The 25,484-nt window shown below is 67.8% G+C and carries 22 protein-coding genes and 1 tRNA gene; 22 read left to right on the plus strand and 1 reads right to left on the minus strand.

The window, feature by feature from the left end; genetic code table 11:
• The first annotated feature begins 301 nt into the window (after nucleotides 1–301).
• The 9 genes from F614_RS0105760 (at nucleotide 302) to grxD (ending at nucleotide 8,086) form a co-directional block, all read left to right on the plus strand.
• On the plus strand, nucleotides 302–2,017 hold the full coding sequence (locus F614_RS0105760; RefSeq protein WP_369771865.1) for a tetratricopeptide repeat protein: 1,716 nt from the start codon (nucleotides 302–304) through the stop codon (nucleotides 2,015–2,017).
• Between the two features lie 14 nt (nucleotides 2,018–2,031).
• On the plus strand, nucleotides 2,032–2,676 hold the full coding sequence (gene lolB, locus F614_RS0105765; protein ID WP_018876037.1) for a lipoprotein insertase outer membrane protein LolB: 645 nt from the start codon (nucleotides 2,032–2,034) through the stop codon (nucleotides 2,674–2,676).
• Nucleotides 2,673–3,554: a 4-(cytidine 5'-diphospho)-2-C-methyl-D-erythritol kinase gene (gene ispE, locus F614_RS0105770; RefSeq protein ID WP_018876038.1), complete on the plus strand. Its 882-nt coding sequence runs from the start codon at nucleotides 2,673–2,675 to the stop codon at nucleotides 3,552–3,554. Before lolB ends, ispE begins: the two co-directional genes overlap by 4 nt.
• Nucleotides 3,555–3,782: 228 nt before the next feature.
• A tRNA-Gln gene (locus F614_RS0105780) sits at nucleotides 3,783–3,857 on the plus strand.
• Nucleotides 3,858–4,157: 300 nt separating this feature from the next.
• Nucleotides 4,158–5,096 carry a ribose-phosphate diphosphokinase gene (locus tag F614_RS0105785; RefSeq protein ID WP_196800283.1) on the plus strand — a complete coding sequence of 313 codons (939 nt, stop codon included), beginning with the start codon at nucleotides 4,158–4,160 and terminating at the stop codon, nucleotides 5,094–5,096.
• 123 nt (nucleotides 5,097–5,219) lie between these two features.
• Nucleotides 5,220–5,927, plus strand: coding sequence for a 50S ribosomal protein L25/general stress protein Ctc (locus tag F614_RS0105790; protein ID WP_026142892.1), 708 nt, complete (start codon nucleotides 5,220–5,222; stop codon nucleotides 5,925–5,927).
• A gap of 24 nt (nucleotides 5,928–5,951) precedes the next feature.
• A complete protein-coding gene (gene pth, locus F614_RS0105795; RefSeq protein WP_017940671.1) occupies nucleotides 5,952–6,584 on the plus strand; it encodes an aminoacyl-tRNA hydrolase in 633 nt (210 codons plus the stop codon).
• The gene (ychF, locus tag F614_RS0105800; RefSeq protein ID WP_017940670.1) at nucleotides 6,581–7,675 is read left to right on the plus strand and encodes a redox-regulated ATPase YchF; all 1,095 of its coding nucleotides are present in this window, start codon (nucleotides 6,581–6,583) and stop codon (nucleotides 7,673–7,675) included. The genes pth and ychF overlap by 4 nt, the downstream gene beginning before the upstream one ends.
• A gap of 81 nt (nucleotides 7,676–7,756) precedes the next feature.
• Nucleotides 7,757–8,086, plus strand: a complete 330-nt coding sequence (gene grxD / locus F614_RS0105805; RefSeq protein ID WP_017940669.1) for a Grx4 family monothiol glutaredoxin — start codon at nucleotides 7,757–7,759, stop codon at nucleotides 8,084–8,086.
• A 354-nt stretch (nucleotides 8,087–8,440) separates the two neighbouring features.
• Here the strand turns inward: grxD and rnt are convergent, their stop codons facing one another.
• Nucleotides 8,441–9,127 carry a ribonuclease T gene (gene rnt, locus F614_RS0105810; protein ID WP_017940668.1) on the minus strand — a complete coding sequence of 229 codons (687 nt, stop codon included), beginning with the start codon at nucleotides 9,125–9,127 and terminating at the stop codon, nucleotides 8,441–8,443.
• Nucleotides 9,128–9,399: 272 nt separating this feature from the next.
• Between rnt and aceE the strand changes: the two genes are divergently transcribed.
• The 13 genes from aceE (at nucleotide 9,400) to F614_RS0105875 (ending at nucleotide 25,105) form a co-directional block, all read left to right on the plus strand.
• Entirely contained in the window at nucleotides 9,400–12,063 is a 2,664-nt protein-coding gene (gene aceE, locus F614_RS0105815; protein ID WP_019558454.1) for a pyruvate dehydrogenase (acetyl-transferring), homodimeric type, read from the plus strand.
• On the plus strand, nucleotides 12,005–13,411 hold the full coding sequence (aceF, locus tag F614_RS0105820; RefSeq protein ID WP_081619353.1) for a dihydrolipoyllysine-residue acetyltransferase: 1,407 nt from the start codon (nucleotides 12,005–12,007) through the stop codon (nucleotides 13,409–13,411). The genes aceE and aceF overlap by 59 nt, the downstream gene beginning before the upstream one ends.
• 19 nt (nucleotides 13,412–13,430) lie before the next feature.
• Nucleotides 13,431–15,215 carry a dihydrolipoyl dehydrogenase gene (lpdA, locus tag F614_RS0105825; protein WP_019558455.1) on the plus strand — a complete coding sequence of 595 codons (1,785 nt, stop codon included), beginning with the start codon at nucleotides 13,431–13,433 and terminating at the stop codon, nucleotides 15,213–15,215.
• Nucleotides 15,216–15,221: 6 nt separating this feature from the next.
• Nucleotides 15,222–16,193, plus strand: a complete 972-nt coding sequence (locus tag F614_RS0105830; RefSeq protein ID WP_019558456.1) for an OmpA family protein — start codon at nucleotides 15,222–15,224, stop codon at nucleotides 16,191–16,193.
• 57 nt (nucleotides 16,194–16,250) lie between these two features.
• The gene (locus tag F614_RS0105835; RefSeq protein ID WP_018881663.1) at nucleotides 16,251–17,474 is read left to right on the plus strand and encodes an argininosuccinate synthase; all 1,224 of its coding nucleotides are present in this window, start codon (nucleotides 16,251–16,253) and stop codon (nucleotides 17,472–17,474) included.
• Nucleotides 17,475–17,592: 118 nt separating this feature from the next.
• Nucleotides 17,593–19,509 carry a diguanylate cyclase gene (locus F614_RS0105840; RefSeq protein ID WP_019558457.1) on the plus strand — a complete coding sequence of 639 codons (1,917 nt, stop codon included), beginning with the start codon at nucleotides 17,593–17,595 and terminating at the stop codon, nucleotides 19,507–19,509.
• A gap of 92 nt (nucleotides 19,510–19,601) precedes the next feature.
• Nucleotides 19,602–20,390 carry a VacJ family lipoprotein gene (locus tag F614_RS0105845; RefSeq protein ID WP_018876049.1) on the plus strand — a complete coding sequence of 263 codons (789 nt, stop codon included), beginning with the start codon at nucleotides 19,602–19,604 and terminating at the stop codon, nucleotides 20,388–20,390.
• Nucleotides 20,387–20,911, plus strand: a complete 525-nt coding sequence (locus F614_RS0105850) for a hypothetical protein (protein ID WP_026280737.1) — start codon at nucleotides 20,387–20,389, stop codon at nucleotides 20,909–20,911. Before F614_RS0105845 ends, F614_RS0105850 begins: the two co-directional genes overlap by 4 nt.
• Nucleotides 20,908–22,296 carry a UDP-N-acetylmuramate:L-alanyl-gamma-D-glutamyl-meso-diaminopimelate ligase gene (mpl, locus tag F614_RS0105855; protein WP_019558458.1) on the plus strand — a complete coding sequence of 463 codons (1,389 nt, stop codon included), beginning with the start codon at nucleotides 20,908–20,910 and terminating at the stop codon, nucleotides 22,294–22,296. The genes F614_RS0105850 and mpl overlap by 4 nt, the downstream gene beginning before the upstream one ends.
• On the plus strand, nucleotides 22,293–22,928 hold the full coding sequence (locus tag F614_RS0105860) for a flavin prenyltransferase UbiX (protein ID WP_018880826.1): 636 nt from the start codon (nucleotides 22,293–22,295) through the stop codon (nucleotides 22,926–22,928). The genes mpl and F614_RS0105860 overlap by 4 nt, the downstream gene beginning before the upstream one ends.
• Complete coding sequence (locus F614_RS0105865; RefSeq protein ID WP_019558459.1) at nucleotides 22,925–23,527, plus strand: LON peptidase substrate-binding domain-containing protein; 603 nt, start codon at nucleotides 22,925–22,927, stop codon at nucleotides 23,525–23,527. Before F614_RS0105860 ends, F614_RS0105865 begins: the two co-directional genes overlap by 4 nt.
• Before the next feature lie 56 nt (nucleotides 23,528–23,583).
• Nucleotides 23,584–23,970 (plus strand): thioredoxin, encoded by a 387-nt coding sequence (gene trxA, locus F614_RS0105870; RefSeq protein WP_018865831.1) that lies wholly within the window; start codon nucleotides 23,584–23,586, stop codon nucleotides 23,968–23,970.
• A gap of 193 nt (nucleotides 23,971–24,163) precedes the next feature.
• Nucleotides 24,164–25,105, plus strand: coding sequence for an AEC family transporter (locus tag F614_RS0105875; RefSeq protein WP_018876054.1), 942 nt, complete (start codon nucleotides 24,164–24,166; stop codon nucleotides 25,103–25,105).
• The last annotated feature ends 379 nt before the right edge of the window (nucleotides 25,106–25,484 follow it).

Here is a 25,484-nt window from a genome sequence, read left to right on the forward strand (position 1 = left end):
CCGTGCAGTCATTCTGCACAAGGGAGCCGCAACGCAGTGCGCACGCAAAAGCGGCCGAGCCCCTGCTTTCAATGGCTTGTGGGGTTGGTGCCCCCTGTTCCCCGATCCTGCGTTGCGCCGCTTGCGGGTAGAACCACTACCCGCTGCACGCCGCGCCTGGTCTCGGAAAACCTGGGGCGCCAACGCGAGCGTGCACATTAATCAGCGATTCCCTGGCGTTGGATTGCGGCGGGGATGGAACCCCGCAGGTGCCTGCCCCGTCCCACCCGGTATGCCTGTGCTGATGCCGACTGGATACAAGATGATTCGAAGCCTGCTCGCGCTGACCGCCGTGCTTTCCCTGGCGGGCTGCGCGCACACCCAACTGGATGCCTCGGAACCGCCGGAGTCGGATCACCCCGAGGTGCTCCCGCTGATGCAGACCGAGGATCCGGAGGCCGCGCTGATGTTCAGCGTGCTGGCCGCCGAGATCGCGGTGCGTTCCGGCGAGCATGCCGAGGCCGCGCGCTACTACGGGGCGGCGGCCCTGCTGAGTGACGATCCCGCCATTGCCGAACGCGCCACGCGCATCGCGCTGTTCGCGCGCGATCACGAGCAGGCCCAGCGGTCGGCCGACCGCTGGCTGCGGCTCGCGCCGGAGAGCATGGAGGCCAGCCAGGTCTCGACGGTGTTGCGGATCAATGCGGGGGATGCCGAACAGGCGGCCGAACAGCTGGATTCGCTGATGAATCGGGTGGTGGTGCAGGGTGGCGACCCCAACGCCACGCTGGGCGGCGTGATCGGCCAGGCCCAGGATCAGGCCGCCGCCCTGGAGACCATGCGGCTGCTCGCCGAGCGGCGCAGCGACGATGTCGGTGTCCACCGTGTACTGGCCGAGGCCGCGCTCCGCTTCGGCGAGCCGGGCGAGGAGGTGCTGGCGGTGACCGGGCCGGCCCGCGAGCGCTTCCCGGATTCGGTGCCGCTGCAGCTGCTGCATGCGCGGGCCCAGAGCGAGGCCGGGCAGGAGGACGCCGCAATCGAGACCCTGCGCGCGACGGTGGAGGCGCACCCGGAGAGCCGCGAGGCCCGGCTGGGCTATGCGCGCGTCCTGACCGAAATGGAGGATGACGCCTTCGCCCGCGAGGAGATGGATCGCCTGGTGGAGCTGGCGCCGGAGGATACCCAGCTCCTGCTGGCGCTGGCCCTGATGAACCTGGAGGCAGAGCAGCTGGGGCCGGCCCGGGATTACCTGGAGCGCCTGGACGCACTGGGGGAGCGCGAGAACGATGTCGCGTACTACCTTGGTCGGCTGCACGAGATGGCCGACGAGCCGGACGCCGCCCTGGCCGCCTATGGCCGCGTAGAGGGGGGTGATCACGCCGACGATGCGCGCCTGCGCAGTGCGCGCCTGACGCTCCGGCACGAGGGCCAGGAGGCGGCGCGTGACTTGTTTGCGCCGATGCAGCAGGGCGTGGACGACGATCTGGCCCGCCGCGCCTACCTGGCGGAGGCGAACGCACTGCGCGAGATCGGCGACTATGCCGAGGCACGCGCCCGGCTGAATCGCGGGCTGGTGCAGTTCCCCGGGGATACCCGGCTGCTGTACCTGCGGGGTCTGGTCCACGAGCGCGAGGACGACATCGCGGCCGCCGAGGCCGATTTCCGCACGATCCTCGAGTCCGATCCCGAGAACGTCGCGGCCCTGAACGCGCTGGGGTACACCCTGGCGGATCGCACCGAGCGGTATGACGAGGCCTATGACCTGATCCTGCGTGCCTACGAGCAGGAGCCGGACGATGCCGCCATCATCGACAGCTACGGCTGGGTGCTGTACCGCCTGGGCCGGCTGGAGGAGGCCGAGACGCAGCTTCGCCGGGCGTACTCGCTGTCGGACGACGGCGAGATCGCCAGCAATCTGGCCGTCGTCCTCTGGGAACGTGGTGCGCGCGACGAGGCGCGGGAGATCCTCGAGGCTGCGCTGGAGCGCGAGCCCGATCATGAACGCCTGCAGCGCGTACGCAACGACCTGATCGAATGAGCCGGGCTGCGGGGATGCGGAAGCCCGGGGATCTTGCGGGCGGGGCGAGGCTGGCCGGTCTGCTGGTCGGCCTGGGTCTTCTGCTGGGTGGCTGTGCCGCGCCCCTGCCAGAGGCGGATACCTCGCCGGCCGCCGAGGCCGCCTTCGAGGCCCGCACCGCACAGCTGGAGGCGCTGGACAGCTGGCGACTGGTCGCGCGCCTGGGGCTGGCCTCCGGCGAGGAATACTGGTCCGCCCAGCTCAACTGGCGGGTGCAGGAAGGTCAGCACGTGCTGGACCTGTCCGGCCCGATGGGGCGCGGTGGTGGCCGGCTGACGCTGTCGGAGAACGGCCGCGCGCTGCTGGTGACCCGGTCCGGCGAGCGTTTCCAGGCGCAGGACCCGGATGCGCTCGTCGCGCGGGTCCTGGGCGAGTCGATCCCGGTCAGCGGCATGGTCTACTGGGTGCGTGGCCTGCTCCACCCCGAGGCCTCGTACCAGCTGGATGTCGACGCGGACGGCCGGCCACTGGAGATCCACCAGTCCGGCTGGACCATCGAGTACAACGAGTTCGAGGAAATCGACGGCCTGGCGATGCCGGTCACCATGGTGCTGGAGCGCGAAGGGGTGGAATTGCGGGCCCGCATCGGTCGCTGGCAGCTTGGTGGTGATCCGTCATGACCGCTGCCGTCGCGGGCGGGGCCTTCGACACCACTTTTCCCGCGCCCGCCAAGATCAATCGATTCCTGCATATCACCGGCCGGCGGGCGGACGGATATCACGAGCTGCAGACGGTGTTCCAGTTCCTCGGGCTGGAGGATCGCCTGCGCTTCGAGCCCCTGCCGGCGGGGCGCTTCGAGATGGCGGGCGCGGCCATCGACGGGGCCGACAACCTGTGCCTGCGCGCGGCCCGGCGCCTGGCCCGGGTGGCGAAGACCCCATTTGGCGTGCGTATCCATCTCGACAAGCGGATCCCGGTGGGCGGTGGCCTGGGGGGCGGCAGTTCCGATGCCGCCACCACGCTGGTGGCCTTGAATGCCCTGTTCGAGCTGGGGTGTGATGTCGAGCAGCTGGTGGGGATCGGCCTGGAGCTGGGTGCCGACGTACCGGTGTTCGTGGTCGGCCAGGCAGCCTGGGCCGAGGGTGTGGGCGAGCGGCTCACGGCCGTGGCCCCGGATACCGGCTGGATCCTGCTGATCGACCCCGGGGTTTCGGTCGCCACCGGGGCGATGTTCGGGTGTGCGGAATTGACACGCGACTGCCCCACCGAGACAATTTCGTCCGCCGTCGACGCCAGCCGGTTCGTCAACGTGTTCGAACCGGTGGTGCGGGCTCGTTATCCGGAGGTGGATCGAGCGCTGCACTGGCTGGCGGAGCAGACGCCGCGGGCGCGCCTGAGCGGGAGTGGCGGTTGCGTGTTCGGGGTGTTCCCCGACGAAGCGGCCGCTGGGGCGGCGCAGTCCGCGCAGCCGGCTCCGTGGCGCAGCTGGGTGACACCGCTGGTAAACGTGTCGCCCCTGCGGGCCTGGCTGCCGCCAGGCGGTGTCGAGACAGAGTAAGTCCAGAGTTATTGGGCCGTAGCCAAGCGGTAAGGCAGCGGGTTTTGATCCCGCCATGCGCAGGTTCGACGCGAGCGGCGCAGCCGCGACCGACCGTCGCCGAAGGTGACGGCCCGTAAGGGTGGCGCGCAGCGCCATCATCCTGCCGGCCCGGATCGGCGCCGCCGATCCGCGGGATGTGCCGGGCACGACGCCGGCCGGGCAGTACAATAGAGTCCAGTGAGTTATTGGGCCGTAGCCAAGCGGTAAGGCAGCGGGTTTTGATCCCGCCATGCGCAGGTTCGAATCCTGCCGGCCCAGCCATACAACGAAACCGCGGCGCATGGCGCCGCGGCGCCGGCCAAAGGGCCGACAGGGTGAGAACCGGGTTCGACTCGAGCGGCACAGCCGCGAGAGCACGCCACCGCAGGTGGCGCCCGAAGGGTGGCGCGCAGCGCCATCATCCTGCCGGCCCAGCCAACACCGGCCCCGCGCCCGAGTATGGCGCGAGGCAGAACCATCAGGACCCCGGCCCCGCGCCGGGGGCTATACTGGAGCCCGGGCGAGATCGCAGCCCGCTCCACTCCATCCAGACCGGGACGAACCGTGGTCGACAAGAATCGCATGATGATCTTCGCGGGCAATGCGAACCCGCGTCTCGCCCAGGCCGTTGCCGAGCACCTGGGGTTGCCGATGGGCAAGGCTATCGTCGGGCGTTTCAGCGATGGCGAGGTGCAGGTCGAACTACTGGAGAACGTTCGCGGCCGCGACGTGTTCCTGATCCAGCCGACCGGGCAGCCGACCAACGAAAACATCATGGAACTGGTGATCATGGTGGATGCGCTGCGCCGCGCCTCGGCCGGTCGCATCACCACGGTGATCCCGTACTTCGGTTATGCCCGCCAGGATCGCCGCGTGCGCTCGGCGCGGGTGCCGATCTCGGCCAAGGTGGTCGCGAACATGATCGAGGCGGTCGGGGCGGACCGTGTGCTGACGATCGACGTGCATGCCGACCAGGTGCAGGGCTTCTTCAACGTCCCGGTGGACAATATCTACGCCTCGCCGGTGCTGCTGGGCGATGTCTGGCGGCATGTCTCGGGTGATTTGACCGTGGTGTCGCCGGACGTCGGCGGGGTGGTGCGCGCTCGCGCGATCGCCAAGCGTCTGGATGACGCCGACCTAGCGATCATCGACAAGCGCCGCCCGCGCGCGAACGAGTCCGAGGTGATGCACATCATCGGGGATGTGCGCGGCAAGTCCTGCATCATCATCGACGACCTGGTGGATACCGCCGGGACGCTGTGCCAGGCGGCGAAGGCCCTGAAGGCACACGGGGCGGAATCGGTGATGGCCTATGCCACGCACCCCGTGCTTTCCGGCGCGGCAATTGATAACATTAACGGTTCGGCGCTTGACGAGCTGGTGGTGACCGACACCCTGGCCCTGCAGCCCAACGCACAGGGTTGCGAAAAGATCCGCCAGTTGTCGGTGGCGGAGATGCTGGCGGAGACGATCCGCCGCATCAACCGCGAAGAATCCGTCAGTTCGCTGTTCATGGACTAGACGTCTTGAACTAGCCGGAAGATTTCGGGAGGCTCTGCCTCCCTTCAGCGCCCCGCCTGGTCGCGGGCGGGGTGTGTTCAGGGCGCTTCGGGTGAAGCGCCTTTCATTTTGGAGACTGTAGCAATGAGCATGAGCTTTACCATTGAAGCCGAGAAGCGTGACGAACAGGGTTCGAGTGCGAGCCGCCGCCTGCGTCGCGCCGGCAAGCTGCCCGCCATCCTGTACGGAGCGGACAAGGACGCCGTGGCGATCACGCTGGATCACAACGCGATGGTCCACAACCTCAAGGAAGACGCGTTCTACTCGCACATCCTGAGCGTCAAGCTGGACGGCAAGACCGAGAAGGCGATCCTGCGCGATGTGCAGCGCCATCCGTTCAAGCCGACCATCTACCACGTAGACCTGATGCGCGTGAGCGCCAATCAGCCGATCCGCGTCAGCGTGCCGCTGCACTTCCACAACGAGGAAGAGGCCAAGGGCGTCAAGCTGGGCGGCGGCATGGTCAGCCGCATGATCAACGAGCTCGAGGTCGAGTGTCTGCCGGGCAACCTGCCCGAGGCCATCGATATCGACGTGCTCGAGATGGATGTCGGTGACACCCTGCACATCTCCGAGCTCAAACTGCCGGAAGGCGTGCAGAGCGTGGCCCTGATGCATGGCGAGGACTACGACTATGCCGTGGTCAGCGTAGTGCTGCCGCGTGCGGCCAAGACCGATGAGGAAGAGGGCGAAGAAGCCGAAGCCGAGGCTGCGGAAGCCGAAGGTGGCGAGGAAGCCGCCGGTGGCGAAGAGGCCTCCGGCGACGAGGCGGAGTCCGAGGACAAGGAGTAAGCCCTGCGGCTTGCCGCCTGAACGATGGCGATCCAACCCGAACCGATCCGTCTGGTGGTCGGGCTGGGCAACCCGGGCCCGCGTTATGCCGAAACCCGGCATAACGCGGGTTTCTGGTTTGTGGACACCCTGGCCCGCCGGCATGGCGTGGATTTCCGCGCCGAGAGTCGCTTCGATGGCGAGGCGGCCCGGCTCAACCTGCCCGAGGGCGACTGCTGGCTGCTCAAGCCCATGAGCTTCATGAACAAGAGCGGTCTGCCGGTGCGCAAGTGCGCCGATTTCTACCGTATCCCCCCCGAGGCCATCCTGATCGTCCATGACGAACTGGATCTCGATCCGGGCGTGGTGCGGCTGAAGCTGGGCGGCGGGCATGGTGGTCACAACGGCCTGCGGGACCTGCACCGGCACCTGGGCGGCCCGAACTATGCCCGTCTCCGGGTCGGCATCGGCCACCCGGGGCACCGCGACGACGTGGTGCCCTTTGTGCTGGATCGTCCCGGCAAGGCCGATACGCAGGCCATCGAGGAGGGCATCGACACGGCCCTGGACCAGGTCCCGGCGCTGGTGGCCGGGCGCTGGGACGAGGCGGTGCGCAATCTGCATGGCGGCGGGTCGAAGGCGGCCGCCGGCCCCAAGAACCCCGAGGAAGCCCGATGAGTTTGAAATGCGGGATCGTGGGCCTGCCGAATGTCGGCAAGTCCACCCTGTTCAATGCCCTCACGCGCGCGGAGATCGCCGCGGAGAACTATCCCTTCTGCACCATCGACCCGAATGTGGGCGTGGTGGAGGTTCCGGATCCGCGCCTGACACGGCTGAGCGAGATCGTGAAGCCGCAGCGCACGCTGCCGACCACGGTCGAGTTCGTGGACATCGCCGGGCTGGTGGCCGGGGCCGCGCAGGGCGAGGGTCTGGGTAACCAGTTCCTGGCACATATCCGCGAGACCGACGCGATCGCCCAGGTCGTGCGTTGTTTCGAGGATGACGACATCGTGCATGTCGCCGGCAAGGTGGATCCGATCTCCGATATCGAGACCATCAGCACCGAGTTGATGCTGGCGGACCTGGAGACGACCAACAAGGCGCTCAATCGCCTGGCGCGCGCGGCCAAGTCGCAGGACAAGACCGCGATCGCGCAGCTGAAGGCCGCCGAGAAGGTGGCGGCCGGTCTGGATCAGGGCATCCCCGCGCGGGCCCAGGATCTCGACGAGGATGAGCGGCGGCTGCTGTACGACCTGCATCTGCTGACGATCAAGCCGATGATGTACATCGCCAACGTGGACGAAGCCTCGTTGGTCGATGGCAACGAGATGGTCGCGTCGGTGCGGGCGAAAGCCGCCGAAGAGGGTGCCGAAGTGGTCAGTGTCTGTGCCGCGATCGAAGCCGAGATCGCGGTGCTGGATCCCGAGGAGCGGGCGGAATTTATCGCCGATCTCGGGCTCGACGAGCCGGGGCTGGATCGCGTGATCCGTACGGCCTATCGCCTGCTGGAGCTTCAGACCTTCTTTACCGCCGGCGAGAAGGAGGTGCGGGCCTGGACTGTGCGCCAGGGCTCCACCGCGCCGCAGGGTGCCGGGGTGATTCACACCGATTTCGAACGCGGCTTTATCCGCGCCGAGGTGGTGGGGTACGAGGACTTCGTCGAGCACAATGGCGAACAGGGCGCAAAGGATGCGGGGAAATGGCGCCTCGAGGGCAAGGAATACTTGTTGAAAGAAGGTGACGTGGTACATTTCCGCTTTAATGTCTGAGCGTCACGCTAGGTAATTGGCCGCGAGCGCTTTCGGGTGATCGAAGCGCGATTCGTGGCAACAAATTTCGGGAGTACAGCAATGGATGTAATGGATCGGATTCGCCAGCAGGTGGAAGACAACCCGGTGGTGATCTTCATGAAGGGCACCCCGCAGTTCCCCATGTGCGGCTTCTCCAGCCGTGCGGTCGAGGCGCTGAAGCGCTGCGACCAGGAATTCGGCTACGTGAACGTGATCGCGGACCAGGAGGTCATGCAGAATCTGCCGCGCTTCGCCGACTGGCCGACCTTCCCGCAGGTCTACATCGACGGCGAGCTGATCGGCGGCTGCGATATCACCCTCGAGATGTTCGAGAGTGGCGAGCTGAAGAAGATGGTCGACGAGGCCCACGCCAAGCGCGCCGCGAGTTAAAGCATGGAGGTGGGCGGCAGCCCTAGGGGCTGCCGCCCAACCAAAACCGTCATCCGCGAGGCCCAGCAAGGGATCGTGGTGATCTCCTGATGTGCCCCCGGATTCCCGCCGTCGTGGCCGTGTCCGGGAGATTGCGTCACCCCTGCGGAGTTCGCAATGACTGGAGAGGGTTGGTCATCGCGCGCCCCGCAGGGGCGTGGCGATCTCCCGAAGCATCGACGCGCCCCGAGCGGTGCCGACGGTGGGAGATTGCTTCACCCCTGCGGGGTTCGCGATGACGGGGCTGAGGGTTGGGTCATCGCGAGGCGCGCAGCGCCGTGGCGATCTGCGAGGGGTCGCAGGGCGTGTGTTGCGTCAGCTCCCGGGCGGGAGTTCTTCCGGGTCGGGCAGGCGCAGCGCCGGCTGCGGCACGCCGATCCCGTCCTGCCAGCGGTTGGCGATCTGGCAGAAGATGTCCGCGGTCTTTTCCGCGTCGAATGCGGCGCTGTGGGCGGACTCGGTATCCCAGCCGATCCCCGCGGCGTCGGCCGCTCGTGCCAGCACCGTCTGGCCAAAGGCCAATGCCGAGAGTGACACCGTGTCCAGGCTGCTGAACGGATGGAACGGGTTGCGCTTGATCCCGCAGCGTTCGGCCGCGGTATGCACGAAGCCAAGGTCGAAGTGCGCATTGTGTCCGACCAGGATCGCGCGCTTGCAGTGGTTGACCTTCACCTCCCGGCGGACCTCGCTGAACAGCTTCCCCATCGCCTGATCCTCCGGCCAGGCGGCCCGCAGCGGGTGGTACGGGTCGATGCCGTTCACTTCCAGGGACTTCGGGTCCATCTCCGAGCCTTCATAGGGACGCACATGCAGACTCACCGTGCGATCGCGCACCAGGTGGTCCTGCTCGTCCCGGCGCAGAAACACCGCGGCCACTTGCAGGAGCGCATGGCGGCGGCAGTCGAAGCCCCCCGTCTCCACGTCCACCACCACCGGCAAAAAGCCGCGGAAACGGTTCGCCATTGGGCGGTGCTGCGGGTCCAGCTGGACGGGTTCGGCCATGGTTTTGCTCGATCTCGATGGGGGTGTTTCGCGGGTTTTGGAGTCGTTACGGGCGCATCGGAAGGCTTTCGCGGTGTTTGCGGATTTTTCCGCATATTTTGCCGACGTTCGGCGCCATAGAAGGCTTTCGCTTGACCTGTTGGCGGCACAGTCGGGATACTTGCGCCTTTTATGCCCGCCCGACACCGGCGCATGGTAGCAAATGCCCGACCGCCCGGTGGTCCGGCCCCGTCGTGGCAACCCGATTCCCAACCCGTTTTCAGGGGTAGAGCATGGACCCGAACGCGACCGAACACGATATCGACCCGCAAGAGACCCAGGAGTGGATCGACGCCCTGGCCTCCGTGCTGGAGACGGATGGCCCCGAGCGGGCGCATGCCCTCCTCGAGCGCCTGGTCGACAAGGCGCGCCGCAGCGGGGCCTACCTGCCGTACTCCGCCAATACCGCCTATGTGAACACCATCCCCACGCACCTGGAACCCGAGTATCCGGGCGATGGCGCGGTGGAGCATCGCATCCGTTCCTATATCCGCTGGAACGCGATGGCGATGGTGGTCAAGGCCAATCGTGCATCGTCCGAACTGGGTGGGCATATCGCGACCTTCGCCTCCGCCGCGACGCTGTACGACGTCGGCTTCAACCACTTCTGGCATGCCCCTTCGCACGATCACGGGGGCGATCTGCTGTTTGCCCAAGGGCATTCCTCGCCGGGCATCTACGCCCGTGCCTTCATGGAGGGCCGCCTGACCGAGGAGCAGCTGGACCACTTCCGTCGCGAGGTCGACGGCAAGGGGCTTTCGTCCTATCCGCACCCCTGGCTGATGCCGGACTTCTGGCAGTTCCCGACCGTGTCCATGGGCCTCGGTCCGATCATGAGCATCTACCAGGCGCGCTTCATGCGCTACCTGCAGGATCGCGGCCTGGCGCAGACCGAGAACCGCCGCGTCTGGAGCTTCGTCGGCGACGGCGAGGTGGACGAGCCGGAGACCCTGGGTGCGATCACCCTGGCCTCGCGCGAGAAGCTCGACAACCTGACCTGGGTGGTCAACTGCAACCTGCAGCGCCTGGACGGTCCGGTGCGCGGCAACGGCAAGATCGTGCAGGAGCTGGAGGCGATCTTCCGCGGTGCCGGCTGGAACGTGGTCAAGGTGCTGTGGGGTCGCTACTGGGACCCGCTGCTGGCCAAGGATACCGACGGGTTGCTGCAGAAACGCATGATGGAGGCGGTCGACGGCGACTACCAGAACTACAAGTCGCGCGACGGCGCCTACGTGCGCGAGCACTTCTTCGGCAAGTACCCCGAGCTCAAGCGCATGGTGGCCAACATGTCCGACGAGGACATCTGGCGCCTCAACCGCGGCGGCCATGACCCGGTGAAGGTCTATGCGGCCTACAAGGCGGCGGCCGAGCACAAGGGCCAGCCGACCGTGATCCTCGCGCACACGGTGAAGGGTTACGGCATGGGCGCGGCGGGCGAGGCGCAGAACCGCACCCACAGCCAGAAGAAGATGGACGCGGACGACATGAAGCAGTTCCGCGACCGCTTCAATATCCCGCTGTCGGACGAGCAGGTGGAGAGGGCCGAGTACATCAAGCCGGACCCCGACTCCGACGAGATGAAGTACATGCACGAGCGGCGCAAGGACCTCGGCGGCTACCTGCCGGTGCGCCGCCCGCTGGCCACCCCGCTGGAGATCCCGGGGCTGGATGCCTTCAATGGTCTGCTGGAGGCCTCCGGCGAGCGCGAGATGTCCACCACCATGGCCTTCGTGCGTCTGCTGACCCTGCTCGCGCGCGACAAGAAGATCGGCAAGAACATCGTCCCGATCGTGCCCGACGAGGCTCGTACCTTCGGCATGGAAGGGCTGTTCCGTCAGCTGGGGATCTACTCCTCGGTCGGCCAGCTCTACGAGCCGCAGGACAAGGACCAGGTGATGTATTACAAGGAGGACAAGAAGGGCCAGATCCTGGAAGAGGGGATCAACGAGGCCGGCTCCATGTCCTCCTGGATCGCGGCGGCCACCTCCTATTCCACGCATGGCGTGGCGATGGTGCCGTTCTACATCTTCTATTCGATGTTCGGCTTCCAGCGCGTCGGCGACCTGATCTGGGCCGCCGGCGACATGCGTGCCCGCGGCTTCCTGATGGGGGCGACTGCCGGGCGCACCACGCTGGCCGGCGAGGGCCTGCAGCACGATGACGGCCACAGCCTGATGATGGCCGCCAACGTGCCCAACTGCATCGCCTACGACCCGACCTTCGCCTTTGAGCTGGCGGTGATCGTGCAGGACGGCATGCGCCGCATGTACGCGGAGCAGCAAAGCGTCTTCTACTACATCACCGTGATGAACGAGAACTACCCGCAGCCGGCCATGCCGAAGGGCGCCGAGGAAGGCATCCGCCGCGGCCTGTACCGGCTGCAGGCCGGCGGGCGCAAGAAAAAGAAGGTGCGCCTGCTGGGCTCCGGTACCATCCTGCGCGAGGCCATTGCCGCCGCCGAACTGCTGGACCAGGACTTCGGCGTGGCCGCCGAGGTCTGGAGCGCGACCAGCTTCAACGAACTGGCCCGCGACGGCCGCGATGCCGAGCGCCATGCGCGCCTGCACCCGGACGCCAAACCGCGCACATCCTGGGTGGAGGAATGCCTGGGTGATTCGGATGCGCCGGTGGTCGCCGCGACCGACTACGTGCAGGCCTATGCCGACCAGATCCGTGCCTTTGTGCCGGCCGACTACCGTGTGCTGGGGACCGACGGCTTCGGCCGTTCGGATACCCGCGCCGCGCTGCGCCGCCACTTCGAGGTGGATCGCTACCACATCGCGGTCACGGCCCTGAAGGCCCTGGCCGATGCCGGGACCGTCGAGGTCAAGACCGTGAGTGACGCGATCAAGAAGTACAAGATCGACGTCGAACGGCCCAACCCGTTGCAGGCCTGAGGCCGCCGGACCCGAGGCAGGAGCAGACATGAGCAACACGACTACTGTGCACGTCCCGGATATCGGCGACTTCAAGGACGTCGAGATCATCGAGGTCATCGTCAGCCCGGGGGACACCGTTTCCCCCGAGGACCCGCTGATCACGCTGGAATCCGACAAGGCCTCCATCGAGATCCCCGCCCCGCAGGGCGGCACCGTGAAGGCGCTGAAGGTAAAGGCCGGCGACCGCGTGAACGAGGGCGACCCGATCCTGGAACTGGAGCCCTCCGACGAGGGTGCCGCCGAGGACACCTCCGCCAAGGACGAGGCACCGAAGCAGGAAGCGCCGTCTTCCGCGGAGGCCCCGGCCGAGCCGGCCCCCGAGGCCGAGAAGTCGCAGCCTGCCCCGAAGGCCGCCGACCGGGCCGATCCGCGGCCGTCGCCGACCGAACACATCCGTGACGAGTCGGCCTTCCGCAAGGCCCATGCCTCGCCGGTGGTACGCAAGTTCGCGCGCGAGCTGGGCGTGGACCTGAGCAAGGTCGAGGGTTCCGGGCGCAAGGGGCGCATCCTGCGCGAGGACGTGCAGGGCTTCGTCAAGCGCGCGCTGAGTCAGGGTGCCGGCGGCGGCCTGGGCGTGGAGCCGATGCCGGAGATCGACTTCTCCGAGTTCGGTCCGATCGAGACCCAGCCGCTGTCGAAGATCAACAAGCTCACCGGCAAGAACCTGCATCGCAACTGGGTCACCGTCCCGCACGTCACCCAGTTCGACGAGGCGGACATCACCGAGCTCGAGGACTTCCGCAAGTCGCTGAAGGCCGAGTACGAGAAGAAGGGCGTGAAGGTCACCTTCCTGCCGTTTTTGATGAAGGCGGTGGTCTCCGCGCTCAAGCAGTACCCGCGCTTCAACGCCTCGCTGGATGCGACCGGCGAGAACCTGATCCTGAAGCAGTACTACAACCTCGGCATCGCGGTGGACACGCCGGACGGTCTGGTCGTCCCGGTGGTGCGTGACGTCGACCGCAAGAGCCTGGTCGACATCGCCGCTGAGCTGATGGACCTGTCCCAGCGCGCCCGCGACAAGAAGCTCAAGCCCGCGGACATGCAGGGCGGCTGCCTGACCATCTCCAGCCTCGGCGGGATCGGCGGCACCCAGTTCACTCCGATCGTGAACGCCCCCGAGGTGGCGATCCTCGGTGTGTCGCGCTCCAGCATGAAGCCGGTGTGGAATGGCAAGGAGTTCGAGCCGCGCCTGATCCTGCCGCTGGCGCTGTCGTACGATCACCGGGTGATCGACGGCGCCCTGGGCGCCCGCTTCGCCACCACGCTGAGCGCATTGCTGTCCGACATGCGCCGCATGCTTCTGTAATCGCAACCGGAGTGACTGGATGAGCCAGACCAAGACCATCGAGGTCCCGGATATCGGGGATTTCAAGGACGTCGAGATCATCGAGGTCCTGGTACAGCCGGGCAGCGAGATCGCACCGGAGGACCCGCTGATCACGCTGGAGTCCGACAAGGCGACCATCGACGTTCCCGCCCCCGAGGCCGGTACGGTCAAGAAGATGCATGTGAAGGTCGGCGACAAGGTCTCCAAGGGCAGCAAGCTCCTGGATCTTGAGGCCAGTGGCGAGGCCGCGAGCGGAAGCGAGGACGCCCCCGCAGCCGGTGGCGACAAGGCCGAATCCGCCAAGGCGGAATCGGGCGCCGCGAGCGAGTCGCAGAAGGCCGCACCCAAGGCGGCCGCTGACCCGAACACCGACAGCCAGTGCCAGGTGCTGGTGCTGGGCTCCGGCCCCGGCGGTTACACCGCCGCCTTCCGCGCGGCGGATCTGGGGCTGGACGTGGTCATGGTCGAGCGCTACCCGCAGATCGGTGGGGTCTGCCTGAACGTTGGCTGTATCCCGTCCAAGGCGCTGCTGCATGCCGGCGAGGTGCTGCACGAGGCCGAGCGCTTTGCCGCGCTGGGCATCAAGTTCGGCGAACCGGAGATCGACCTCGACGGGCTGCGTGGCTACAAGGGCAACGCGGTCAAGAAGCTGACCGGCGGGCTCAAGCAGCTGTGCAAGCAGCGCAAGGTGCGCGTGGTGCAGGGCACGGGCGAGTTTGTCGGCGCCAACAGCATCGCCGTGGAGGGCGATGACGGCCGCGAGGTGATCGGCTTCGAGCACGCGATCATCGCGGTCGGTTCACAGGCGATCAAGCTGCCCGGCTTCCCCTGGGACGACGAGCGGGTGATGGACTCCACCGATGCCCTCGATCTCGCGGAGATCCCCAAACGCATGCTGGTGGTCGGCGGCGGCATCATTGGTCTGGAGATGGCCTGCGTGTACGAGGCGCTGGGAACCAAGGTGACTGTGGTCGAGCTGTCCGACACCCTGATGCCGGGCGCGGACCGCGACATCGTGCGCCCGTTCGAGAAGCGCGCGAAGAAGCGTTTCGAGAACATCTTCCTGAAGAGCAAGGTGTCCGAAGCCAAGGCCACCAAGGCCGGCATCGTCTGCCAGTTCGAGGGCGAGGCCAAGGGCCTGCCGGAAGAGGATACCTTCGACCGCGTGCTGGTCGCCGTGGGGCGCAGCCCGAACGGTGCGAAGATCAAGGCCGAGGCGGCGGGCGTGCAGGTAACCGACCGCGGCTTTATCGAGGTCGACAGCCAGCAGCGCACCAATGTCGAGCACATCTTCGCCATCGGTGACGTGGTCGGCCAGCCGATGCTGGCGCACAAGGCCACCCACGAGGGCAAGGTGGCGGCCGAGGTGATCGCCGGACACAAGGTGCACTTCGACGCGCGCGCGATCCCGTCGGTGGCCTACACCCATCCGGAGGTCGCCTGGATGGGCGTGACCGAGGAACAGGCGAAGGCCGACGGCATCGAATACACCAAGGGCGTGTTCCCTTGGGCCGCCTCCGGTCGCGCGATCGCGCTGGGCGCCGAGGACGGCATGACCAAGCTGCTGTTCGACGCCGACGGCCGGGTGATCGGTGCCGGCCTGGTTGGGCCCTCCGCCGGCGATCTGATCGGCGAGGCGATGCTGGCGCTGGAGATGGGGGCGGAGATGGAAGATATCGGCCTGACCGTGCATCCGCACCCGACCCTCAGCGAGACGGTGGCCTTCGCCGCCGAGGTCGCGCACGGCTCGATCACCGATATCCTGCCGCCGAAGAAGCGCTAGACCTTCATGGCCGGCCCGAGCCAGTGGCTGCGTCGCGCACTCCCGATCCTGGTGCTGGGTGTCGGCGTGGCGACGGCCGGCGCCGAACCCTACAGCGATCCGCTGGAGCGCAGTGACTGGCAACTCGTCGAGGACGATGCCACCTGTCGTATCGAGCAGACCGTGCGCCACGGAGGGGTGCTGCGTCTCGATCAGCGCCCCGGGCTGGTGACCGCGGCCTTCTGGCAGGCCCCGTATGCGATGCCGGAGGATGCCGCGCCGCGTCTGCGCACGGGTGCTCCGGAATGGCTGCGGCCGGCCACACATGCCCCGCTGGATCTGCGTCTGCAGGCCCGGGGGGCCCGGCTGTTCCGGGTCCCCCAGGGCATGGTCCAGCCCCTGAAGGCACGCTTGCTGGCGGGGCACGACGTCCGTATCGATTTTCCCGATGGTGACGGCTCGGTCCACTTCCGCGGCATCCGGTTTGCCCTGCGCGCACAGGACTTTCGCGCCTGCCGCGCGGGGCAGGCCGACCCGGCCGCCGCCCCCGAAATGGCTGCGCTGGATCGCTGGCGCGTCTACTTCGAGACCGCCAGTGATCGTCTGGATGCCGAGGCACGCGCGGAGCTGGAGGCGGCCGCGCGTGCCCTGGCGGCGGAAGAGGATCCCCGGGTTCGGGTCGTGGGCTGGGCCGATGCCACGGGGCCGCTGGCGCTCAACCGTCGCCTTAGCCGCAGCCGGGCCGAGGCCGTGCGGGACGCCCTGGTGGAAGCGGGTGTGCCGGCCCGGGGAATCGAGATCGAAGCGGCCGGTGTGGATCCGGCCGCCGAGGGTGCCCGCCCGGCGTCGCGGCGCAGCGATATCTGGTGGCTGGATCGAGATCGCGCGCCCCAGGAGCCGGGCCAGGGCCTGGAGGGGCCGTCGGCGGAGGCGGCCCCAGCACCGGTCGAACGCCCGGTATCCGCGCCGTCGGCGCCCTCCGGTACCCCGGCTTGGTAGTGACGCCGTTCACCAAAACGACTATATCTTCACGTTAAGACAAGGATTGGCATTTTTATGAGCTCCTCGATCAATCGCGTCGTCCTCGCCTATTCCGGCGGTCTGGATACCTCGGTCATCCTCAAGTGGCTGGAAGAGACCTATGGCTGCGAGGTGATCACCTTCACCGCCGACCTGGGCCAGGGCGAGGAGGTCGAGCCGGCCCGCGCCAAGGCCGAGGCCCTAGGGGTCAAGCAGATCTACATCGAGGACCTGCGCGAGACCTTCGTGCGCGACTACGTGTTCCCGATGTTCCGCGCGAACACCATCTACGAGGGCGAGTATCTGCTGGGCACCTCGATTGCGCGGCCGCTGATCGCGCGCCGGATGGTGGAGATCGCCGAGGAGACCGGGGCCGACGCCATCGCCCACGGCGCAACCGGCAAGGGCAACGACCAGGTCCGCTTCGAACTCGGGGCCTATGCGCTGAAGCCGGGCATCCAGGTGATCGCCCCCTGGCGCGAGTGGGACCTGAATTCGCGCGAGCGCCTGATGGCCTATGCCGAGCAGCACAGTATCCCTGTGGACTATGCCAAGAAGGGCACGAAGTCGCCGTACTCGATGGATGCCAACCTGCTGCATATCTCCTATGAGGGTGGTCCGCTGGAAGACCCGTGGACCGAGGCCGAGGAAGACATGTGGCGCTGGTCGGTCTCCCCGGAGGCGGCGCCGGATGCATCCGAGACGCTGACCATCGGCTTCGAGAAGGGCGACCCGGTCTCGATCAATGGCGAGCGCATGAGCGCGGCCGAACTGCTCGCGAAGCTCAACGAGCGCGGCGGCGCCCACGGTGTTGGCCGTCTGGATATTGTCGAGAACCGCTATGTCGGCATGAAGTCGCGCGGCTGCTACGAGACCCCGGGCGGCACCATCCTGCTCAAGGCGCGCCGCGCGCTGGAGTCGATCACCCTGGACCGCGAGGCCGCGCACCTAAAGGACGAGCTGATGCCGCGCTACGCCAGCCTGATCTACAACGGCTACTGGTGGAGCCCGGAGCGGCGCATGCTGCAGGCCGCGATCGACGACACCCAGGGCGTGGTCAACGGCGAGGTGCGCCTGCGCCTGTACAAGGGCAACGTGATCGTCGCCGGCCGCCGCTCCGAGGACACCCTGTTCGACGACGCGATCGCCACCTTCGAGGACGATGCCGGCGCCTACGACCAGAAGGATGCCGAGGGCTTCATTCGCCTGAACGCACTGCGCCTGCGCATCGCCGCCAGCCGCAATCGGAAGCCCACATGAGATGACGGACCGCGACCACCAGCCTCCGCGGTCCCGATGTACCCTGGCAGGGCGCACCGGCGTGGCGTGGGGGCTGGGAGGGGCGGGCCTGCTGCTTCTTGTACTGCTCGGGTGGTGGATGCCCGGTGCGCTGCCGGCCGCGGGAGCGGGCGACGCCGACGCCCCCGCCGAACAGCGGCTGGTGCTGGGGGTCCTCGCGCACCGTGGGGACGAGGTCGCGCGCAGCCGCTGGACCCCGTTCGCCGAGTACCTGTCGGAGCAGGTGGACGGTGCGTCCTTCACACTTGAACCCGTGGACAACGATGGGCTGCAGGCGGCCGTGGCGGAAGGTCGCTTCGATCTGATTCTGACCAACAGCGGTTCCTACGTGATGCTGGAGCAGCAGCACGGCATCTCCCGCATCGCCACCATGCAGCCGCGCCAGGTTGGCCGTGACGAGGATCGTTTCGGTGCGGTGGTGATCACGCGGGCCGATCGCGAGGATCTGGTAGAGCTGGACGACCTGCGGGGGCAGCGACTGTCGGCCGTGCACCCCGACGCCTTCGGGGGCTGGTGGATGACCTGGCGCGAGTTGCAGGCGGCCGGTCTGGATGTCGAAAGCGACCTGGCGGCGCTGGTGTTCACCGGCTTCCCGGTCGGTCGCGGGCTCGACTGGGTGCTGCAGGGCGAGGTCGATGCCGCGACCTTTCGCACCGGCATCCTGGAAGATCTCGCGGCCCGCGGGGATCCGCGGGTGGACCAGGTCCGTGTGGTCGGCGAACGCGCCTTTCCCTCGTTTACCTACCGCGCCAGCACGCGGCTGTATCCCGAGTGGCCGCTGGCCATGCGCGGTGACCTGGACGCCGGGCTCGCCCACGCGATCCTGCTGGCGAGCCTCTCGCTGGACGAGGGGCACCCGGCCAGTCGGGCGGCCGGTATCGGGGGCTGGGCCGCGCCGCGTTCCTACGAGGACGTGCACGGCCTGATGTACGAACTGGGGGTGGGTCTGTACGCCCCGCAGCCGTTTGATGTCCTGGCCTGGCTGCGCGGCCATCTCCTGTGGCTGGTGTCGGTGCTGGCGGCGGTTGCGCTGCTGGCACTGCTGTATGTGTCCCGGGTCCATGCCCGGGTGCGGCGCTCCGGGCACAACCTGGAACGCAGCATGGACGCGATCCCCGATGCGGTGATCACCCTCGATGCGCATGGTGGCATCTCCTACGTGAACCCGGCGGCCCGGGATCTGGCCGGACTGACCCGCGATCAGGTCCTGGGCTGCTCGCTGGACCAGCTCCTCGACCTGCGCGAGCTCGGGACGGGCCGCCCGCTGTTACCGGACAATGCCCGGGGCGAACGGCTCGACCAGGCCCTGGGAGAACGCTCGGATGCGCGCCTGGTCCGGCGCGACGGGCATGAACTGATCGTGCGCATCGCCCGCACGGCCCTGGATCCGGTCGCCGGCAGTTCGGTCCGTACCTTGCTGGTGCTGACGGACGTGTCCGAGGAGCGCCGGCTGGTCGACCGCCTGGTGCACGAGGCCAGCCACGATGGCCTGACCGGCCTGCTGAACCGGCGCGCCTTCGAGCGCGAACTGGAGATCGCGATGCACGCGGCCCGCGAGAATCGCGCGGTGGCCAGCCTGTTGCTGGTGGACCTCGACTACTTCAAGGAGGTCAACGACCGTCATGGACACCGCGTGGGCGACGACCTGCTGCGTCAGGTGGCCCATGTCCTGCGCCAGTTGACCCGCGGCCATGATGCCGTGGCGCGGATCGGGGGCGACGAATTTGCGATCATTGCCCGTGACACCAACGCCGAGTATGGGCGTGTTCTTGGTCAGCGCATCTGCTCGGCCCTCGGTGACCGGCCGTTGCAGGTCGAAGCACGTGACGTCACCATTGGCGCATCGGTGGGCGTGGTCGAGCTGGGGCCCGATATCCCCGGGGTGGACGAGGCGTTCGTCGCCGCCGACCGGGCCTGCTACCACGCCAAGGATCAGGGTCGCGGCCAGGTCGGGCTCGCGCGCAAGGCGGATATCCATCCGATTGCCGGATCCTGAGGGCGATCCGGTACCGGCCTGCGCGGAACGGCTTCGTGCCGGCGCGGTCCCTGCGACACCGGTGCGGCGCCGGTTCGAAAGAAAGGAATTACATGTCCATTGTCTCCCGCTTGCGACCGGGCCTGCTGGCCCTGATGTTTCTTGGCCTGACCGGCTGCGCCACGGTGCCCAGCGAGGACCGTCACCCGGATGATCCCTGGGAGTCCTACAACCGCGCCGTGTTCGAGTTCAACCAGGACTTCGACGAGTCCCTGCTGCGGCCCGCGGCGGTACAGTACCGGCGCCTTCCGCAACCGGTACAGACCGGGGTTGGCAACTTCTTTTCCAATCTCAACGACTTCACGGTCCTGTTCAACAACCTGTTGCAGGGCAACCTGGAGAATGCCGCGTCGGACACCGGGCGCATCATGTTCAACACGACCTTTGGGCTGTTCGGACTGATCGACGTGGCGTCGCCAATGGGGCTGGACAAGAACAACGAGGACTTCGGCCAGACTCTGGGCGCCTGGGGCGTGGCCCGTGGCCCCTACCTGCAACTGCCCTTCCTCGGACCGAGCACGGCGCGGGATGCCCCGGCGCGGCTGGTGGATGGCTACACCAGCCCGCTCTATCACACTAACCTGCGCGACGATCACACGGGGTGGTGGATCGGCCTGATCGCGCTGGACGTGGTCGACATGCGCGCCGGTCTGATCTCCACCGAGCGCATGCTGGCGCAGTTGTCCGATGACCCCTATATCGCGATGCGCCAGGGCTACCTGCAGCGCCGCGACTTCCTGGTGCGGGGCGGCATGGGGGACGAAGAGGCCGGTGCCATGCTGGACGAGCTGGAAGAGCTCGAGGCGCTGGAGGCCATGGAGGCCGAGGAGCAGGGGCGTTGAACGGTCTGACTCCGATGCTGAACATCCTGCGCCTGCACAGCGGACCGCAGGACCTGCCGGCGGATAACGGCACCCTGATCTTCTGGGTCGGCATCGCGCTGATCGCCGGGATGGTGATCGGCATCCCGCTGTACGGCTTCGGCCAGGCGCTGGCGCTGAACGTGATGGACCTGGTGGTCCTGTACGCCTTTGTCGTCATCGTGCTCAGTCTGCGCGGGGTGCCGGACCGCTGGCGCCAGACCTTCACCGCCATGGCAGGAGCGGGCGCGGTGCTGGGGCTGTTGATGGCGCTGCTGATGCTGCTGGCGGGCGGCCCTGATCCGGCGCGCGAGCCCGAGGACGTGGCCACCGGCATCGTGCTCGGGATGCTGGTGCTCTTCGCCTGGCTGTTGCTGGTGTTCGGCCACATCCTGCAGCAGGCGCTCGGGCTGGGCATGCGACTGGTGGGTATGCTCATTGCGCTGGGCTACATCGTGATCTCCAGTGTGCTCACCCAGACCGCGATCGGGCTGTTCCAGTGAGCGCCGGGCACCTGCACATCCTGGGCATCGGCGGGACCTTCATGGGCGGGCTGGCCCAGCTCGCCCGGGCCCGTGGCTACACCGTCACCGGCTCCGACCAGAAGCTGTATCCGCCCATGAGTGACCAGCTGGCGCAGGCGGGGATCACCTGGCGCGAGGGCCATGATCCGGACACGCTGCCCGACCGGGGCCCGGTGGTGGTCGGCAATGTGATGCGGCGGGGCATGCCCGTGGTCGAGGCGCTGTTGGAGCGCGGGCTGGACTACACCTCGGGGCCGCAGTGGCTGGCCGAACACCTGCTGCGCGACCGCTGGGTGCTGGCGGTGGCCGGTACCCACGGCAAGACCACCACCGCCAGCCTGCTGGCCTGGATTCTGGAATACGCCGGCATGGCCCCGGGTTTCCTGATCGGCGGGGTGCCGGGCAATTTCGGGGTCAGCGCGCGCCTGGGGGATGCGCCGTTCTTCGTGATCGAGGCGGACGAGTACGACAGCGCCTTCTTCGACAAGCGCGCCAAGTTTGTCCACTACCGCCCGCGGACCCTGGTGCTGAACAATCTCGAATTCGATCACGCCGACATCTATCCGGATCTGGCCGCGATCGAGCGGCAGTTCCATCATCTGGTGCGCACCGTGCCGGGCCAGGGGCGCATCCTGCTGCCGGCCGGCGATGCCGCGCTGGAACGGGTGCTGGAGATGGGCTGCTGGACCCCGGTGGAGTACCTGAGCACCCATCCCGATTCGGGGGTGTCCGCCGCGCTGGCCGCGCGCCCGCTGAAGGCCGATGCATCGGAGTTCGAGGTGCTGGCGGATGGCGCCGTGATCGGGCGGGTCGCCTGGTCCATGAGCGGCCGGCATAACCTGGCCAATGCCCTGGCCGCCCTGGGCGCGGCGCGCCATGCCGGTGTGCCCCTGGCCGCCGGAATTGAAGCGCTTCCGGAGTTTCGGGGGGTGCGGCGGCGCCAGGAAGTCCGCGCCGAGATCGACGGCATCCGGGTGATCGACGACTTCGCCCATCACCCCACCGCGATCCGCCTGACCCTTGAGGGGCTGCGCGGACAGGTGGCCCCGGGCGGGCGCCTGGTGGCGATCCTCGAGCCGCGCTCCAATACCATGCGCATGGGGGTGCACGCGGAGGCCCTGGGCACCGCGCTGGAAAAGGCGGATGCGGTGCACCTGTACCATGCCCCGGAGATCGACTGGTCCACCGAGGGGCTGCAGCGGCAACTCGGCGAGCGGCTGTCCGTGGCGCGCGATATCGAGTCCCTGCTGCAGGGGATTATTGCCACGGCGCGCGCCGGCGATACGCTGGTCATCATGAGCAACGGAGGCTTCGACGGGCTGCACCTGCGCCTGATCGAAGCCCTGCAGGGAACGCCCGCATGAGTGAACGCCCGCGCAGCATCTCTCTGGCCCTGACCGGTGCCTCCGGGGCCCCCTATGGCCTGCGCCTGCTGCAGTGTCTGGTGGAGTCCGGGGTCCAGGTGCACCTGATGCTGTCGAAGCCGGCCCAGGTCGTCCTCGGTCTGGAGACGGACCTGGACGTGCCGGGCCGTCCGGTGGAGATCGCGCGCTACTTCACCGAGCTCTACGGCGCGGCCCCGGACCAGATCCACTGCTACGGGGCCGAGCAGTGGACCGCACCGGTGGCCAGCGGCTCCGCCGTCCCGGAGGCGATGGTGGTCTGCCCCTGTACCACGGCGACCGTATCGGCGATCGCGACCGGGGCCTCGCGCGGCCTGATCGAGCGCGCCGCCGACGTGGTCCTCAAGGAGCGGCGCCGGCTGCTGCTGGTGGTGCGCGAGACCCCGTTCTCCGAGATTCATCTGGAAAACATGCTGCGTCTGGCCCGCATGGGCGCGGTGGTGATGCCGGCCAACCCGGCCTTCTATCACCGGCCCCAGTCCATCGACGACCTGATCGACTTCATGGTGGCCCGCGTGCTGGACCATCTCGATGTCGAGCATGCCCTGGTGCCGCGCTGGGGCGCCGCCGTCCCGCCGGGAGAGGATGCATGACCACGCTGCCGCTGTTTCCGCTGAACACGGTGCTGTTCCCCGAGGGGTTGCTGCCGCTGCGCATCTTCGAGACCCGCTATCTCGACATGGTGCGCCGCTGCCTGCGCGACGATGGCCGCTTCGTGATCGTGGCGACGGAGCCCACCCCGGAATCCGGGGCGCTTCCGGCCGAGACCGATCCCTCCGCGGGTTTCTACGGCGTGGGGACCGAGGCGGCCATCGTGGACTGGGATCAGCGGCCGGATGGCCTGCTGGGCATCCTGGTGAAGGGCGAGGGTCGCCGCGTGATCCACAACCCCCGCCGCGCCGAGGACGGCCTGTGGCTGGGCGAGGTGGAGTCGCTGCCGGAATACCCCGAGGTGAGCCTCCCGGTCGATTATGCCTCGCTGGCGGACCTGCTGGAGCGCCTGCTGGACCAGCTGGGGACACCCTGGTCCCACCTGGAACGGCGCTTTGACGACTCGACCTGGGTGGCCGCCCGCCTGACCGAGCTGCTGCCGATCGATCTCGAGATCAAGCAGCAGTTGCTGGAGGCCGACGACCCCATCGAACGCCTGGAGCGGCTGCGAGCGGCCATGCTCGCAGCATCGAAATCCTGAAAGCCGGCGGCGAGGCTGGTAAGGTTCCGGTACATTTTTAACCGGAGCCCGCCATCATGGCCGTTCAGGAACTCACGCAGGACAACTTCGAATCCACCATCACCGGGAACGACATCGTCATCCTGGACTTCTGGGCCCCGTGGTGCGGCCCGTGCCAGCAGTTCGCCCCGACCTTCGAAGAGGCCTCCGGCAAGCATTCCGACGTCGTCTTCGCCAAGGTGAACACCGACGAGGAGCAGGGCATCGCCGGCGCCTTCCAGATCCGATCCATCCCGACCCTGATGATCTTCCGCGAGCAGATCATCGTGTTCTCGCAGCCGGGCGTGCTCTCCGCCGGCCAGCTGGACGAGGTTCTGGGCAAGGTCCGCGAGCTGGACATGGAACAGGTGCGCGCCGACGTCGAGCGCCAGCAGCAGGAACAGCAGCAGGCCGGCGGCGCGTAAACCGCCCCGGACGACTGTCTCCAGCGGGCCCTGGCCCGCAGGACCGAACCCGGCCGGGTGCCCGCCCCGCCGGGTTTTTTCGTGTGGGGCGTGTGCCGGCGCCGTAGAATGGGCGCTGACCGCCCCGACCCCGCCTCCAGGCGCGAAAGGATGCCTTCACCATGCCCTCCTCTCCCCAGGATGCCGGCCCGTCATGCTGAGCGTGATGACCCAGATGGGGGCGCTGATCGTCGCCGGCGTGGTATGGCGCGCACTGCAGCCCGGCGGCCTGGACGCCGACAACACCCGCCGGGTCCTGACCACCCTGGTTTACTACTTGCTGCTGCCGGCGCTCGTCCTGCAGGTGCTGTGGGTCGCGCCGCTGGGCCTCGACTCCCTGCGGATCGCGCTGGTGGCGGGCCTTACGGTCCTGGCGATGGTCGGGGTCACGTTGCTGGCCTGCCGCGTGTGCATGGCCGAACGGGCTGCCATTGGCGCGATGCTGCTGGCGGCAGCCTGGCCCAACGCGACCTATCTGGGCCTGCCGGTACTCGACAGCCTGTTTGGCGACCCTGGGCGCGCGGTGGCGATCCAGTACGACCTGTTCGCCTGTCTTCCGCTGGTACTGACCCTGGGGGTGCTGCTGGCGCGGCGCTACGGGGATCCCGAGGCCGTGCGCCTGTACGGGGGCGGCAGCCCGCTCCGGGCCCTGGCGGCGGTGCCGTCCATCTGGGCGGCGGTGGTCGGCGTGGTGCTGAATCTTGCCGGTGTCCCGCTGGTCGACTGGCTGGATGTCTTTCTCGGGTTTCTGGCCGACAGTGTGGCGCCCTTGATGCTGTTCTCGCTGGGGCTGGCGCTGGTGTTCAACCGCTTTCGCGGGCACGATGCCCGGCCGCTGGCGGTGGTGGCCGTGGTCCAGCTGGTCCTGGCTCCCGTCTTTGCCCTCGGGCTGGTGTTGTGGACGGGGCTCGAGGGGGTGCCCGGTGTCGGGTCGGTACTGGAGGCGGCGATGCCGGCGATGGTGCTGGGGCTGGTGTTCTGTGATCGGTTCCGGCTGGATACCGGGCTCTATGCCGCGGCGGTGACGCTGACGACGGCGCTGTCGCTGATCACCCTGCCGCTGTGGTTTGCCCTCGCCACCCATCTCATCGCCTGACTTTGGGGCTTCCCCCGCCGTCTGGCTGTGGCTGGTCCTGGTTCGGCATCCGGTGTTTACGGTGGCTCCGGTCCACATACTGCCTGGCGCTGACTCGCCAGCGCGCCCCGAGGCACTTTCTTGCTTGCCCAAGAAAGTGCCCAAAGAAGGGCACCCGGATTTCGCCCGGGAACCTTGCTCCAGGGCCCTCGGGCCGGCGGCGCTGAACTCGCTACGCTGCGCTTCGCTCAGACATCCAGCCCCCGAATTTATAGAAAACGGGCCGGCCCGAGAACCCTTCCGCAAGGGGCTCCATACGGGGGAGGAAGGTCAAGACAGGAGGTATTCCGACCCCGCGACACAACAACGGCCCTGCCGCCTGAACCCCCCCGGCGCCCGC

Source organism: Thioalkalivibrio sp. ALE12, from assembly GCF_000381105.1.
Taxonomy (GTDB): domain Bacteria; phylum Pseudomonadota; class Gammaproteobacteria; order Ectothiorhodospirales; family Ectothiorhodospiraceae; genus Thioalkalivibrio.

What these genes read in the sequence shown, in the direction of transcription:
- F614_RS0105760 (WP_369771865.1), top strand. Translation starts at nt 302, where the DNA reads ATGATTCGAAGCCTGCTCGCGCTGACCGCCGTGCTTTCCCTGGCGGGC.
- lolB (WP_018876037.1), top strand. Translation starts at nt 2,032, where the DNA reads ATGCGGAAGCCCGGGGATCTTGCGGGCGGGGCGAGGCTGGCCGGTCTG.
- ispE (WP_018876038.1), top strand. Translation starts at nt 2,673, where the DNA reads ATGACCGCTGCCGTCGCGGGCGGGGCCTTCGACACCACTTTTCCCGCG.
- F614_RS0105785 (WP_196800283.1), top strand. Translation starts at nt 4,158, where the DNA reads ATGATGATCTTCGCGGGCAATGCGAACCCGCGTCTCGCCCAGGCCGTT.
- F614_RS0105790 (WP_026142892.1), top strand. Translation starts at nt 5,220, where the DNA reads ATGAGCATGAGCTTTACCATTGAAGCCGAGAAGCGTGACGAACAGGGT.
- pth (WP_017940671.1), top strand. Translation starts at nt 5,952, where the DNA reads ATGGCGATCCAACCCGAACCGATCCGTCTGGTGGTCGGGCTGGGCAAC.
- ychF (WP_017940670.1), top strand. Translation starts at nt 6,581, where the DNA reads ATGAGTTTGAAATGCGGGATCGTGGGCCTGCCGAATGTCGGCAAGTCC.
- grxD (WP_017940669.1), top strand. Translation starts at nt 7,757, where the DNA reads ATGGATGTAATGGATCGGATTCGCCAGCAGGTGGAAGACAACCCGGTG.
- rnt (WP_017940668.1), bottom strand. Translation starts at nt 9,127, where the DNA reads ATGGCCGAACCCGTCCAGCTGGACCCGCAGCACCGCCCAATGGCGAAC.
- aceE (WP_019558454.1), top strand. Translation starts at nt 9,400, where the DNA reads ATGGACCCGAACGCGACCGAACACGATATCGACCCGCAAGAGACCCAG.
- lpdA (WP_019558455.1), top strand. Translation starts at nt 13,431, where the DNA reads ATGAGCCAGACCAAGACCATCGAGGTCCCGGATATCGGGGATTTCAAG.
- F614_RS0105830 (WP_019558456.1), top strand. Translation starts at nt 15,222, where the DNA reads ATGGCCGGCCCGAGCCAGTGGCTGCGTCGCGCACTCCCGATCCTGGTG.
- F614_RS0105835 (WP_018881663.1), top strand. Translation starts at nt 16,251, where the DNA reads ATGAGCTCCTCGATCAATCGCGTCGTCCTCGCCTATTCCGGCGGTCTG.
- F614_RS0105840 (WP_019558457.1), top strand. Translation starts at nt 17,593, where the DNA reads ATGCCCGGTGCGCTGCCGGCCGCGGGAGCGGGCGACGCCGACGCCCCC.
- F614_RS0105845 (WP_018876049.1), top strand. Translation starts at nt 19,602, where the DNA reads ATGTCCATTGTCTCCCGCTTGCGACCGGGCCTGCTGGCCCTGATGTTT.
- F614_RS0105860 (WP_018880826.1), top strand. Translation starts at nt 22,293, where the DNA reads ATGAGTGAACGCCCGCGCAGCATCTCTCTGGCCCTGACCGGTGCCTCC.
- F614_RS0105865 (WP_019558459.1), top strand. Translation starts at nt 22,925, where the DNA reads ATGACCACGCTGCCGCTGTTTCCGCTGAACACGGTGCTGTTCCCCGAG.
- trxA (WP_018865831.1), top strand. Translation starts at nt 23,584, where the DNA reads ATGGCCGTTCAGGAACTCACGCAGGACAACTTCGAATCCACCATCACC.
- F614_RS0105875 (WP_018876054.1), top strand. Translation starts at nt 24,164, where the DNA reads ATGCTGAGCGTGATGACCCAGATGGGGGCGCTGATCGTCGCCGGCGTG.